The sequence below is a fragment of the Kineosporia sp. A_224 genome (assembly GCF_002198655.1).
Taxonomy (GTDB): domain Bacteria; phylum Actinomycetota; class Actinomycetes; order Actinomycetales; family Kineosporiaceae; genus R-H-3.
In genome coordinates this window covers 22,581-35,498 of sequence record NZ_MWLN01000092.1, presented here as the reverse complement: position 1 = coordinate 35,498, position 12,918 = coordinate 22,581, and the positions used below count along the sequence as shown (strand labels likewise).

Sequence of the window (12,918 nt, the reverse complement as noted above, 5' to 3'; positions counted from 1 at the left end):
CCCCGGTCCGCACCTTCTCCCGGATCGACGTGCCCGCCTCGTTCGCGCAGGTCCCGGCCGGCCGGACGGCGGAAGCAGTGCTCAGCCGGCGACGGCGAGCCGCGTCGGGGTGCCGAGCGGCGGCAGGAGCAGTCGGTCGAGGGTGGAGCGGGTGGCGGCGACCGGGTCGGTGCCGTCGTGGCCCCAGGCGTCGAGGGCCGCGCGGGCGACGCCGATGACGACGTTGGCGAGCACCCGCGCGTCGAGGCGGGCGGTGGCGTCGTCGGACCAGCGGCCGAGGAGGTGCTCGGCGGCGGCCTCCTCGTAGTCCCGGTCGGTGCGGGCGTCGAGGTCGCGGACCGCCGGGGACGTCACGACGAGGCGGCGCCGGCGCTGCCGGAACGACGACTCGGACTGCCGCCGGACCCCCTCGACGACGAGGTCGCACAGGTCGCGGACGACGTCGCCGTCCCGGGGGAGCGCGGCGAGGCCCGTGCGGAACCAGGCGATGTTCGTGTCGTGGTCGGGGAAGATCGCCGCGGCCTTGGACCCGAAGTGCAGGAAGAACGTGCGGGGGCTGACGCCGGCCTCGCGGGCGATCTCCTCGACCGTCACGGCGTCGATGCCACGCTCGAGGAACGCGGCGAGAGCGGCCTCGGCGAGCACCTGCCGGGTGCGGGCGCGCTGCTCCTCGCGCCGGTTGGGACGGGCCGTCACTGCGCTCTCCTCCCGCCAGGGGATGCAGCGGCTGCACCGGAACACTCCCGTGGCGGCGGTCGCGCGCCGGTGCAGCCGTGGGTCGAGTATCCGTGAAACACCCTGCCTCGTCGAGACCACCCGCCGGAAGGGCTGCTGCCGGCAGTCGGTCCCGCCAAGTGCTTGACGGTGACCTCGATGACCCATTTCACTGCACTCAGTGCACTGTTGTCGAGGCTGAGGCGGCCGAAAGAGATGTTCGACGACCCGAACGCCCTGCAGCGTCTCGTCGAGGAGTTCTACCCCTACCGCGAGCGGTTCGAGACCTTCCGCCGGTTGCCGGAGAAGGGCCGTGACGCGCAGGAGGTCCTCGGCGAGCTGCGCTGGATGGCCGAGCGCGAGGACGAGCAGGGCCACGCCGGCCGCGTCTCCGGCTCGCTCTACCACGGGGACCCGGAGCACTACGCCTTCCTCACGGAGGCGTTCGGGCTCTTCGCCCACGCCAACGTGCTGCAGCGCGACATGTACCCCTCGGCGACGAAGTTCGAGGCGGAGATCGTCGCCATGGCCGCCGGGATGCTCGGCGGGCAGGCGGCGGACGGCGTGTGCGGTGTCCTCACCGGCGGTGGCACGGAGTCCCTGACGACCCAGCTCCTCACCTACCGCGACCACGCGAAGGCGACCCGCGGCGTCACCGACCCGCAGGTCATCATCCCCGTCACCGGGCACTGCGCCCTCGACAAGGCCGCGCACTACTTCGGCGTCGAGCTCGTCAAGGCGCCGGTCGACGACGACTGGCGGGTGGACGTCGACTGGGTCCGCGCGCACGTCACCGACCGGACCGTCGCGCTCATGGGCTCGGCGGGCAACTACCCGCACGGCGTCGTCGACCCGATCGCCGAGCTCGGCGAGGTCGCGGCCGAGCACGGCATCGGGCTGCACGTCGACGCCTGCCTCGGCGGGTTCGTCCTGCCCTGGGCCCGGCGGCTCGGGTACGACGTCCCGCCGTTCGACTTCGCCGTCCCAGGGGTCACCTCGATCTCGGTCGACACCCACAAGTACGGCTTCGGCCTCAAGGGCACGAGCGTGCTCCTCTACCGCGACCGCGACCTGCGGCGGCACCAGTACTTCACCGCGGCGGACTGGCCGGGCGGCATCTACATCTCGCCGGGGATGGCGGGCAGCCGCTCCGGCGGGCTCATCGCCTCGACGTGGGCGGCGATGGTCACCCTCGGGGAGGAGGGCTACCTGGACGCCGCCCGGGCGATCCTCGCAGCGGCCGACACGATGCGCGCCGGGGTCGAGGCCGTCGAGGGCCTCGAGCTCATCGGGCGATCGCCCTTCATGGTGGCGTTCCGCAGCAACGACCCCGACGTCGACGTCTACGTCGTCAACGACGAGCTCATCGCTCGCGGCTGGCGGCTCAACGGCGTTCAGCTGCCGCCCGGCCTGCACTTCTGCGTGACCCGGCCGAACAGCGCCGACGGCGTCGTCGAGCAGTTCCTCGCCGACCTTCGGGCCGCCGTGGACGCCGCCCGCGGCCGGCCCGCCGGCTCCGCCCGCAGCGGTGCGCTCTACGGCCTCTCGGGGGCGGGCCCGGCCGGGGTCCAGGCGGCGGGCCAGCTGCTGTCCGCCGCGCTCGACGCGTTCTACGAGCCGGCGCCGTGAGCACGGCGGCGGGGGCGCCGGACGACGGGTCGCTCGTCCTCGTCGTCGACCTCGGGACGACGGCGCTCAAGGTCGGTGTCGTCTCCCTCACCGGGCGCGTCGTCCACGCCGAGGGCGTCGACCTCGACCTCGTGCTCGCCCCCGGCGGGGCCGCCACCCAGGACGCGGACCGGTGGTGGGACCTCGTCCTCGACCTCGGCGCCCGGGCGGTCGCGGCGACCGCGGACGCCGGTCACGTCGTCGCGCTGACCGTCACCGGGCAGTGGTCCTCGACCGTCCCCGTCGCCGAGGACGGCACCCCGGTCGGGCCGTGCCTCATGTGGCTCGACAGCCGGGGCGGCCCGGAGTCGGTGCGCCGGGTCGGCGGCCCGGTGGCCGGTTACGACCCGCGGGCCCTGCTCGCGTGGGTGCGCCGCAGCGGGGGCGCGCCGTCGCTCGACGGCGCCGACCCGCTCGGCCACCGCTGGTTCCTCGCCGCCGAGCAGCCCGCCGTGCACACCGCGGCGCGCTGGCTCATGGAGCCGGTCGACTACCTCGCGATGCGACTGTCCGGCCGGGCCGCGGCGACCCAGGCGTCGATGATCGGTGTCTGGCTCACGGACAACCGCCGGCTCGACCCGGGCGGCTACGACCGCGGGCTCGTCCGGCGGGCCGGGGTCGACCCGGACAAGCTCCCGCCCCTGGTGCACAACGGGTCCGTGCTCGGGCCGGTGCTCCCGGACGTCGCCCGCAGGCTCGGGGTCCCGCCGGACGCGCACGTCGTCGCCGGTGTCGGCGACGCCCTGACGACCGCCCTCGGGTCCGGGGCGACAGACCTGTACGCGCCGCACGTGAGCCTCGGGACGACGTCCTGGGTCTCCTGCCACGTGCCGGCGAAGAAGACCGACGTCGTCCGCGCCTTCGCGTCGGTGCCGAGCACCCTGCCGGACCGCTACGTCGTCCTCAACAACCACGAGACGTCCGGCCGGTGCCTGCACTGGCTGCGCGGGCTCGTCGCCGGCCCCGACGACCCGCTCACCTACGCCGACCTCGACACCCTCGCGGCGCAGGCCGCGCCGGGCGCCGGCGGGGTGATCTTCACCCCGTGGCTCATGGGGGAGCGGACGCCGATCACCGACCGGGCGGCCCGCGGCGGCTTCCACAACGTGTCGCTCTCCACCGTGCGGGCCGACCTCGTGCGGGCCGTCCTCGAGGGCGTCGCCTACAACGACCGGTGGAGCTTCGACATCCTGGAGAAGTTCACCGGCCGCCGGCTCGGCGCGGTCCGGATGGTCGGCGGCGGCGCCCGGTCCGACCTGTGGTGCCAGATCCACGCAGACGTCTTCGACCGGGCCGTCGAGCAGGTCGAGGACCCGGACGCCGCGACCCTGCGCGGGGCGGCCTTCAACGCCGGCATCGCGCTCGGCCGGGTGCGCGTCGAGGACCTGCCGGACCTCACCCCGGTCCGCGCGACGTACGTGCCCGACCCGCAGCGGGTCGCGACGTACGCCCGGCTCTACGCCGAGTTCCCGGGCCTCTACACGCGCCAGAAGAAGATGTTCGCCCGCCTCAACGGGGCCGCGTCGTGACCGGCCGTGCGACGTCGCGCCTGCCGCGCTTCCCCGACGGCTTCGTCTGGGGCGCGGCGACGGCGTCGTACCAGATCGAGGGTGCCGTCGCCGAGGACGGCCGGGGCCCGTCGGTCTGGGACACGTTCTGCCGCACCGAGGGCCGGGTCCGGGACGGCGACACCGGCGACGTCGCGTGCGACCACTACCACCGCTGGCCGCAGGACGTCGACCTGCTCGCCGGCCTCGGGCTCACCGGCTACCGGTTCTCCGTCGCGTGGCCGCGGGTCGTCCCGACCGGGTCCGGCGCCGTCAACGAGGCCGGTCTCGCGTTCTACGACCGGCTCGTCGACGCGTTGCTGGACAAGGGGATCACCCCGCTGCCCACGCTCTTCCACTGGGACCTGCCGCAGCCGCTCGAGGACGCCGGCGGCTGGCTCGCCCGGGACACCGCCTACCGGTTCGCCGACTACGCCGCGGTCGTCGCGGGCCGGCTCGGGGACCGGGTGCCGCGCTGGGTGACCCTCAACGAGCCGTTCATCCACATGGCGCTCGGGTACGCGTTCGGCAGCCACGCCCCCGGCCGGGCCCTGCTCCTCGACGCGCTGCCCGCCGGGCACCACCAGCTCCTCGGCCACGGTCTCGCGGCGGAGGCGTTGCGCAGCAGCGGGTCCGCGAACGGGCGCCGGCCCGAGGTGCTCCTCACGAACAACCTCACGCCCGTCGCGCCGGCCTCCGACGACCCTGCCGACGCCGCGGCCGCCGCCGTGTACGACGCGCTCCACAACCGGTTCTTCACCGACCCCGTCCTGCTCGGTCGCTACCCGGACCTGTCCGCCGTCGGCCTGCCCGAGATGCCGCCGTGGGTGCTGGACGGCGACCTCGCGACGATCTCGGGCCGCGGCCACCACCTCGACGGCCTCGGCGTGAACTACTACAACCCGACGCACGTCGCGGCCGCGCCCGACGGACCGTTGCCGTTCGCCCCCGTCCGCGTAGAGGCCCCGACCCGCACCGGCTTCGACTGGCCGGTCCTGCCCGGCGGCCTGCACGACCTGCTCACCGGCCTGCGGGCCCGGTACGGGCGCGCGCTGCCCCCGGTGTGGGTCACCGAGAACGGCTGCTCCTACCCGGACGTCGTCGCACCGGACGGCACCGTGCACGACACCGAGCGGATCGCCTTCCTCGACGGGCACCTGCGGGCCCTGCACGCCGCGATCGCCGACGGGGTCGACGTCCGCGGGTACTACGTGTGGTCGCTGCTGGACAACTTCGAGTGGGCCGACGGGTACAGCCAGCGGTTCGGCCTCGTGCACGTCGACTTCGAGACCCTCGCGCGGACGCCGAAGGACTCCTACGCGTGGCTGCGCGACGAGGTCGCCGCGCAGCGCGGCCTGCTGCCGTGAGCACACCGCCGGCGGGTGCCGCGACCACCGGGGGGACGCCGTCCGCCCTCGCGGAGCCGACCGCCCGTGTCGGCGTCTGGTGGACGACGCTCGTCGCACTCGCGAACCTCGGGCTCTGGATGGGCTACTTCGGCCCGCTCCAGGTGCTGCTCCCCAACCAGGCGCAGGCGATCGACCCCGCGGGGAAGACGACGTTCCTCGCCGTCGCGACCGGGGCCGGCGCGCTCGTCGCCGTCGTCGTCAACCCGGTCGCCGGGGCGCTCTCCGACCGGACGACGAGCCGGTTCGGCCGCCGCCGGCCGTGGGCCCTCGGTGGGGCGCTCCTCGGCGCCGCCGGCCTCGGCGCGCTCGCCGGCGGGACGACGCTGCTCGCCGTCGTCGTCGGCTGGTGCGTCGCGCAGGCCGGGCTGAACATCCTGCAGGCGGCGGTGACCGCCGCCGTCCCCGACCAGGTGCCCGTCGTCCAGCGAGCGACGGTGTCGGGCTGGATCAGCGTGCCCCAGTCGCTGGGCGTCGTCCTCGGCGTCCTCGTCGTCACCCTGCTCGTCACCGGCAACGCCCCGGGCTACCTCGTGACCGCCGCGCTCGTCGTCGCGCTCACCCTGCCGTTCGTGCTGGCCTCGCCGGATCCGCGGCTGCGTCCCGAGGACCGGCCGGCCTGGTCGTGGCGCTCGTTCGTCGCGCGATTCTGGCTCAGCCCGCGCGCGCACCCGGACTTCGCGTGGGCGTTCGCGACGCGCTTCCTCGTGCAGCTCGGCAACGCGCTCGCGACCCTGTACCTGCTCTTCTACCTGCGCGACGAGGTGCGCTACGAGCAGCTGTTCCCCGGCGCGAAGGCCGAGGACGGCCTGCTCCTCGTCATCCTCGTCTACGTCGCGGTCACCGTCGTCGCGACCGTCGTCGGCGGCGTCGTCTCCGACCGCAGCGGACGCCGGAAGCGCTCGGTCGTCGTGTCCGGGCTCGTCATGGCGGTCCCCGGCGTGACGCTCGCGTTCTGGCCGACGTGGCCGGTCGTCCTGGGCTCCGCGGCCGTGCTCGGTCTCGGGTTCGGCGTCTACATGTCCGTCGACCAGGCGCTGATCACCCAGGTGCTGCCGACCGCGGCCGACCGGGGCCGCGACCTCGGGATCATCAACATCGCGAACTCCGCGCCGCAGGTGCTCGGGCCGGTCGTCGCGGCACCGCTGGTGTCGACGTTCGGCGGTTACCCGACGCTGTACCTCGCGGTCGCGGTGGTGACCGTCGCCGGCTCGGTGCTCGTGCGCAACATCAAGGGCGTGCCCTGACGCCCAGGGCCGTGGTGCGGAAGGCGGGACTCGAACCCGCACGCCCGAAGGCACAGGAACCTAAATCCTGCGTGGCTGCCAGTTACACCACTCCCGCGAGGAGGCCAGAGTAGGCGATCGGGGGCAACCCCGCGGCAGCCCGACGTCAGCGTCGCCGAGGAAGAGCCGACAGGTCGATGTCCAGCGGTACCGGGCTCAGGACGGTGAGCCGGTTCGGGCCGCGTGCTGCTTCCTCGTACTCGCCGTCCACGAGGACGAACGCCCTCGACGCGCTCGGATCGGCCAGGTCGAGCACCCAGTAGGCCCCGATCCCGGCGTCTACGTACTCGACCGGCTTCATGACCCGGTCCGTGCGGCCGGTGCCCGGGGACACGATCTCGACCGCGAGTGTCACGTCGGACGCGAGAACCCTGGACGGGTTGCTGTCCAGCAGAGTTGTCGGCAGCACGACGACATCCGGTGCGCGGACGGTCGGCGGGTAGACGGCGTCGACGAGTACTTCGACATCAGGTGCAGCCAGCAGGTGCGTCGGAAGCTGCCGGTTCAGCTCCGCGGCGAGGTTCGCCATCGCGACCTGGTGCTGGACGGTCGGACGTGGCGCCACCTGGACGACCCCTTCGACGAGTTCGAGTCGTCGAGAGCTCTGCACGGGGACGTCGTTCCACTCAGCGAGCGTCAGGAGATGGTCCGGCCACAGTGCACTCATGCGGCGTGCTCCTCCCTTCTGACGACGGCCCCCACCGCCATCTGCAGTGTAGGGCCGGGGTCCGTCAGATCCCGAGCGCCTTGCGCAGCGCCGCGACGTGCCCGGTGGCCTTGACGTTGTAGCGCGCGTACTCGACGACGCCCTCGGGGTCGACGACGACGGTCGAGCGGATGACGCCGACGACCTTCTTGCCGTAGAGCGACTTCTCGCCCCAGGCGCCCCAGGCCTCCATCGTCGCGTGGGTGGGGTCGGAGAGCAGCGGGAAGGTCAGGCCGTCGCGCTCGACGAACTTCTGGAGCTTCTCGGGCTTGTCGGGAGAGACCCCGAGCACGGCGTAGCCCTGGGCCGCCAGCGCGTCGAGCGAGTCGCGGAAGTCGCACGCCTGCTTCGTGCACCCGGGCGTCATCGCGGCCGGGTAGAAGTAGACGACGACGTGCTTGCCGCGCAGGTCCGCGAGGGAGACGGTCGAGCCGTCCGCGGCGGGCAGGGTGAGATCGGGGGCCTTCTCACCGACGGCGACCTGGGGCACGACAGCTCCTCGGGGGACGTGTTGCCGGGACGGGCGGGACCGGCTGGGACGACGAACAGGGGCGGCGCCATGGTAGGCGCCGCCCCTGCCGTGCGCAGCCGGTGGATCAGGTGGAACAGGTGGAACAGGTGGAACAGGTAGGGCCTATGGAGCAGGTGGGTCAGGCGCCGGCCCAGATCTTGGCGTAGATCTCCCGGTACCCCGAGGCGGGGTCGAAGACGTCACCGGTCGGCGCGTTCGCCTTGGTGACCAGGCCCGGCTTGGCGACGAACGTGGACGCCGCCTCGCCGGCGACCGCCCGGTTCAGCTCGTCGACGAGCTGCCAGCCCTGCAGGAGCAGCGGCTCGGCGACGGTCGCCGCCTGGTAGTCGCCGGTCCGGATCCGCTGGAACTCCGCGGCGTCGCCGTCACCGGCGGCCACCGACTTGGGCGGGCCGTCGCCGGGCTTGCCGGCGTCCTTGAGGGCGGCACGGGCCCCGCCGAAGTAGTTGCCGTTGATCGCGAGCAGGTACGTCAGCTTGTCGCCGTGCTTCTGGAGCAGCCCTGAGATGACGCCGGGCATCCGGGAGTCCGCCTCGGCGATCGGCGAGTCCTGGTACTCGAGCACCGTGCACGTCGTGCACTTCTCGATCTCGGCCTTGATCGCGTCGGCCTTCGCCACCGCGATCTCGTACTGGCTGTCGGTGAAGATCGCGACGCCGGCCTTGCCGTCGGAGTCGGCGATGGCGAACTTCGCCGCGATCGCCGAGACCTCGAGCGGGTCGGTCGTGACGTTGGTGAAGAGCCCGTTGGCGGTGTCCGGGCCCGGGGCGGCGCCCGCGTGCCAGCCGACGACGGGGATCTTCAGGTCCGTCGCCTGCTTGATGACCGACGCCTGCTCCTTGGCGTCGAACCCGCCGAGGACGATGCCGGCCGGCTTGGACGCCAGGGCCTGGTTCAGGGCGTCGGTGCGGCCCTGGGCGGAGGCCTTGCCGTCGATGACGGTGACCTTCCACCCGATCTTGGCCGCGGCCTCCTTGACGCCCTCGCCGACGGCGTTGACACCGCCGTTGGTGAGGTCGGCCGCGACGTAGACGATCGTCGAGCCCGCCTTCTGGGCCTTGGGACCGGTGGACGGCGGCGTGAAGCCCTCCTTCGCGGCGAGGCTCGCCTCGACGAAGGTCTTCGCGTCGGCGACGACCGAGTCGCTCGCGGCAGGCGCCGAGGACGACGCACCGGCGGCGGGCGCGGACGACGAGGCGTCCCCGCTGCCGACCGACGCGCTGCCGCACGCGGTGAGCAGGAACCCGGCGGCGGCGACGACCGCCACGCGACTGCGAGCAGCGGTTCTCATGTGGTGCTCCCTTCGGGTTGCTGGACGGGCGCCGTCGCCTCGTCCGCAGCGGCGTCGTCCGTGGCCCTCCCGGGGGCCGGTGCGGCGCCGTCACCGGCGGGTGCCGGTGTGTCGGTGGCCTGGTGCCGTTCTGCGCTCGCCAGCCGTCGACGGCTCGCCAGGCTCGCGATGGTGATCGCGGCGACGAGCGTCAGGCCGTTGAACAGCGGCTCCAGGTAGAAGCGGCCCGGCAGCAGCTGCTGCAGGCCGGAGATGCCGAGCGTCGTGATGACGACGCCGAGCACGGTGCCCCACGCGTTGACCCGGCCGGGCCGGATCGTCGTGGAGCCGAGGAACGCCGCGGCCAGCGCGGGCAGCAGGAACTCCGGGCCGATGTTCGCCTGGACGACGCCGCCCTGGCGGGCCGAGAGCAGGATCCCGGCGACGGCGGCGAGCACGCCCGAGGTGACCATCGCGCCGACGACGTACGACCGCCGCCGGACGCCGATGAGCTCGGCGGCCTTCGGGTTCGCACCGACGGCGTACAGGTAGCGGCCGATCGGCGAGAACTCCAGGACGACCCACAGCGCGACCGCGAGGGCGAGGGCGATGATGAACGGCCCCGGCACCGGGCCGACCGACCACGTCGCGAGCGCGTCGAACGCCTGCGCGCGCTTGCCGTCGGTGTCGGTGATCTGGCGGCCGCCGGTGTGCCAGTAGGTGATCGCGTTGATGACCTGCCCGGTGGCGAGCGTCGCGATGAACGCGTCGACCTGGGCGAGCTCGACGAGCAGGGCGTTGACCGCCCCGACGACGGCGCCGCCGAGGAGCACGAGCACGATCGTCAGCCGGTAGTCCAGGCCCTGGATCTGCCACGAGAGCGCCATGACCTGCCACAGGCCCACGGCGTAGCCGACCGACAGGTCGATCTTGCCCGCGACCATGGGCACGCTCACCGCGAGCGCGAGGACGAGCAGCACCGCCTTGCCGGCCGCGAGCAGCCGGAAGTTCAGCAGCGTCGGGAACGTGTCGGGCCGCAGCACGCTGAAGAAGATCGCGAGCGCGACGGTGAGCACGACCATGCCGTAGACCGTGAGCACGCGGCGGCTCAGCGCCGTCCCCGCCCGTGGTTCGAGCGCCGTCGACTTGACGGACGTGTGCAGCGTCATGACCGGACCTCCTCGTCCGTGGTGCTGTTCGTGGTGCCCGTGGTGGGCTCGGTCGGTACGGGCAGGGGGGCGGGCGGCAGGCCGGAGGCGGCCGCGACGAGCCCGGCGACGGTGAGGTCGTCGCCGGCGAGCTCGGCGGTGACCCGGCCGCGGCCGAAGACGAGCGCCCGGTGGCAGATCGCCGCGACCTCCTCGACGTCCGTGGAGACGACGACGGCCGCGGTGCCCTGCTCGCCGGCCTCGCGCAGGAGGGCGTAGATGTCGGCCTTCGCGCCGACGTCGACGCCCATGGTCGGCTCCTCGAGGACGACGACCTTGCGGCCGACGCCGAACCAGCGGGCGAGGACGACCTTCTGCTGGTTGCCGCCGGAAAGGGTGTCCGCGGCGACCTCGGGGTCGCCGGGCCGGACGCCGAAGCGCGCCACGAGCTCGCGCGCGCGGACCCGCTCGGCGCGCTGGGTCGACAGCGACCGCAGCCGCCGGCCCCAGACCCCCGGGTTGAGGAAGAGGTTCTCCCGTACCGAGAGCCCGGCGGCGATGCCCTCGGTCTCCCGGTTCGACGTCGCGAACCCGACGCCGTCGACGACGGCGTCCGTGGTGGAGCGCGGGGCGAACGCTGCGCCGTCGAGCCGCATCCGGCCGCCGGTCACCGACGTGGCGCCGGCGATCGCGCGGCCGACCTCGGTCTGGCCGGCGCCGCGCAGCCCGACGAGGCCGACGACCTCGCCCCGCCGGACGGTGAGGTCCACCGGGCCGACGTCCCCGGCGACGAGCCCGTCGAGCTCGAGCCGCACGGTGCTGCCGACCTCGCCGGGGCTCACGGACCGCGTGCTGCGGCCGACGATGAGCTCGACGAGCCGGGCCGGCGGCACCTCCGCGACCGGGGCGTCGCCGACCTTGACCCCGTTGCGCATGACGACGACCGAGTCGGCGATGTCGTAGACCTCGTCGAGCCGGTGCGACACGTAGATCATCCCGACGCCGCCGGCGGCGAGCTCCCGGACGACGTCGAAGAGCCGCTGGACGTCGGCCGCAGGCAGGCTCGCGGTCGGCTCGTCGAGGACGAGCAGGGCGGGCTCGGTGACGAGCGCGCGGGCGATCGCGACGAGCGCCTTCTCGGTGCGCGGCAGGTCGAACATCCGGGTGGACGGGTCGATCCCGCCGCCGACGAGCGCGAGCGCCTTCGCTGCCTGGGCGTCGACGGCGGCCCAGTCGACGAGGCCGCGCGAGCCGCCGCCCCGGCGCGGGAAACCCAGCGAGAGGGCCATGTTCTCGCCGACCGTCATCCAGTCGACGAGGCCGAGGTCCTGGTGGATGAAGGAGATCCGGCCGCGGACGCCGGGGTCCTCGAGGTCCTGCCCCTCGAGGAGCACCCGGCCGCCGTCCTTCTTGTAGACGCCGGCGAGCATCTTGATGAGCGTCGACTTGCCCGCGCCGTTCTCGCCGAGGAGCGCGACGATCCGGCCCGCCTCGAGCGTGAACGACACGTCGTCGACGACCCGGTTGCCGTGGAAGGACTTCACGAGGCCCTGGACCTCGAGCAGCGCGCTCACGACGCGGCTCCCGCGACGAGGCCCGCTCCCGGCAGGGCCTGCGTGCCCGGGATCGGCGTCGGCGCCGGCCGGCCGGCGAGCACCTCGGCGACGTTGCGCGCCGCGAGGTCGACCATCGCGGCCCGGGTCGCCTCGGTCGCCGAGCCGACGTGCGGCAGGACGACGAGGCGGGACTGCGCGAAGAGCCGGTCCGCCCGGTCGCTGCGCGGCTCGCGCTCCATGACGTCGAGCCCGGCCGAGTGGATCGTGCCGGCGGCGAGCGCCTCGAGGAGCGCGTCCTCGTCGACGACCCCGCCGCGGGCGGTGTTGACGAGCGTCGCGGTCGGCTTCATCCGTGCCAGGAAGTCGCTGCCGACGAGGCCTCGGGTGCCCGGGGTGAGCGGGACGTGCACGCTGATGACGTCGCTCGTGGCGACGAGCTCGTCCATCGTCACGGCACGCGAGAGCCCGCCGCCGTCCGGCCGGGCCGGGTCGACGTGGACGACGTCCATCGCGAACCCCTGGGCCCGGCGGGCGACGGCCTGGCCGATCTGGCCGAAGCCGAGCAGACCCAGCCGGGCGCCGTGGACGTCCATGCCGAGCAGGTCGCCCATCCGGAAGGTGCGCCAGGCACCGGCGTGCAGGGTCTCGGCGGCGACCCGGAGCCGGCGGCGGGCCATGAGGATCAGGGCGAAGGCGAGGTCGGCGGTCGTCTCGGCGAGCACCGACGGGGTGTGGGTGGCGACGACGCCGCGGGCGGCCACCGCCTCGAGGTCGACGGAGTCGTAGCCCATCGAGGCGAGCGCGACGACCCGCAGCTGCGGCCCGGCGGCGTCCAGCAGGGTGGCGTCGATCCGGTCGGTGCCCAGGGCGAGCAGCCCGGACGCGCCGGCGACGAGGCCGGCCAGCTCGTCGGCGGTCGGCGGGGTGTCGGTCGGCCAGGAGCGGACCTCGGCGGCCGCGGCCAGGCCCGTCACCGCGGCGCCGGGGAGGTCCCCGCGGCTCACGACGACGAGCGGGCGGGGGCTCGCGGTGTCGGCCATGGTCATCATCCGTCCTTCGTCACGTCGTTGTGCGGATCATGTTCA

At 73.9% G+C, this 12,918-nt stretch carries 11 protein-coding genes and 1 tRNA gene; 4 read left to right on the top strand and 8 right to left on the bottom strand.

Going from position 1 to position 12,918, the window contains the following annotated elements; translation table 11 throughout:
- Window positions 1–81 precede the first annotated feature (81 nt).
- Window positions 82–696 carry a TetR/AcrR family transcriptional regulator gene (locus EDJALFJO_RS07485; RefSeq protein ID WP_158220327.1) on the bottom strand — a complete coding sequence of 205 codons (615 nt, stop codon included), beginning with the start codon at window positions 694–696 and terminating at the stop codon, window positions 82–84.
- 234 nt (window positions 697–930) lie between these two features.
- Between EDJALFJO_RS07485 and EDJALFJO_RS07480 the strand changes: the two genes are divergently transcribed.
- From EDJALFJO_RS07480 to EDJALFJO_RS07465, 4 genes are read left to right on the top strand one after another with little or no spacing between them, the layout of a single operon-like run.
- On the top strand, window positions 931–2,343 hold the full coding sequence (locus EDJALFJO_RS07480) for an aminotransferase class V-fold PLP-dependent enzyme (RefSeq protein ID WP_158220326.1): 1,413 nt from the start codon (window positions 931–933) through the stop codon (window positions 2,341–2,343).
- A complete protein-coding gene (locus EDJALFJO_RS07475; RefSeq protein WP_088283735.1) occupies window positions 2,340–3,911 on the top strand; it encodes an FGGY-family carbohydrate kinase in 1,572 nt (523 codons plus the stop codon). The genes EDJALFJO_RS07480 and EDJALFJO_RS07475 overlap by 4 nt, the downstream gene beginning before the upstream one ends.
- Window positions 3,908–5,296: a GH1 family beta-glucosidase gene (locus EDJALFJO_RS07470; protein WP_233149735.1), complete on the top strand. Its 1,389-nt coding sequence runs from the start codon at window positions 3,908–3,910 to the stop codon at window positions 5,294–5,296. The genes EDJALFJO_RS07475 and EDJALFJO_RS07470 overlap by 4 nt, the downstream gene beginning before the upstream one ends.
- A complete protein-coding gene (locus EDJALFJO_RS07465) occupies window positions 5,293–6,582 on the top strand; it encodes an MFS transporter (RefSeq protein ID WP_198950093.1) in 1,290 nt (429 codons plus the stop codon). Before EDJALFJO_RS07470 ends, EDJALFJO_RS07465 begins: the two co-directional genes overlap by 4 nt.
- Window positions 6,583–6,594: 12 nt before the next feature.
- On the opposite strand, the gene EDJALFJO_RS07460 is transcribed toward EDJALFJO_RS07465, so the two are convergent.
- The 7 genes from EDJALFJO_RS07460 to EDJALFJO_RS07430 form a co-directional block, all read right to left on the bottom strand.
- Window positions 6,595–6,679: transfer RNA gene (locus EDJALFJO_RS07460), tRNA-Leu, on the bottom strand.
- 48 nt (window positions 6,680–6,727) lie between these two features.
- On the bottom strand, window positions 6,728–7,288 hold the full coding sequence (locus EDJALFJO_RS07455; protein WP_088283733.1) for a Uma2 family endonuclease: 561 nt from the start codon (window positions 7,286–7,288) through the stop codon (window positions 6,728–6,730).
- 64 nt (window positions 7,289–7,352) lie between these two features.
- Window positions 7,353–7,817 carry a thioredoxin-dependent thiol peroxidase gene (gene bcp / locus EDJALFJO_RS07450; protein ID WP_088283731.1) on the bottom strand — a complete coding sequence of 155 codons (465 nt, stop codon included), beginning with the start codon at window positions 7,815–7,817 and terminating at the stop codon, window positions 7,353–7,355.
- A 160-nt stretch (window positions 7,818–7,977) separates the two neighbouring features.
- Window positions 7,978–9,150 carry a substrate-binding domain-containing protein gene (locus tag EDJALFJO_RS07445; RefSeq protein WP_088283730.1) on the bottom strand — a complete coding sequence of 391 codons (1,173 nt, stop codon included), beginning with the start codon at window positions 9,148–9,150 and terminating at the stop codon, window positions 7,978–7,980.
- A complete protein-coding gene (locus tag EDJALFJO_RS07440) occupies window positions 9,147–10,298 on the bottom strand; it encodes an ABC transporter permease (protein WP_088283729.1) in 1,152 nt (383 codons plus the stop codon). Before EDJALFJO_RS07440 ends, EDJALFJO_RS07445 begins: the two co-directional genes overlap by 4 nt.
- Window positions 10,295–11,851 (bottom strand): sugar ABC transporter ATP-binding protein, encoded by a 1,557-nt coding sequence (locus tag EDJALFJO_RS07435; protein ID WP_088283727.1) that lies wholly within the window; start codon window positions 11,849–11,851, stop codon window positions 10,295–10,297. Before EDJALFJO_RS07435 ends, EDJALFJO_RS07440 begins: the two co-directional genes overlap by 4 nt.
- Window positions 11,848–12,879 carry a D-glycerate dehydrogenase gene (locus tag EDJALFJO_RS07430; protein ID WP_233149734.1) on the bottom strand — a complete coding sequence of 344 codons (1,032 nt, stop codon included), beginning with the start codon at window positions 12,877–12,879 and terminating at the stop codon, window positions 11,848–11,850. Before EDJALFJO_RS07430 ends, EDJALFJO_RS07435 begins: the two co-directional genes overlap by 4 nt.
- Window positions 12,880–12,918 lie beyond the last annotated feature (39 nt).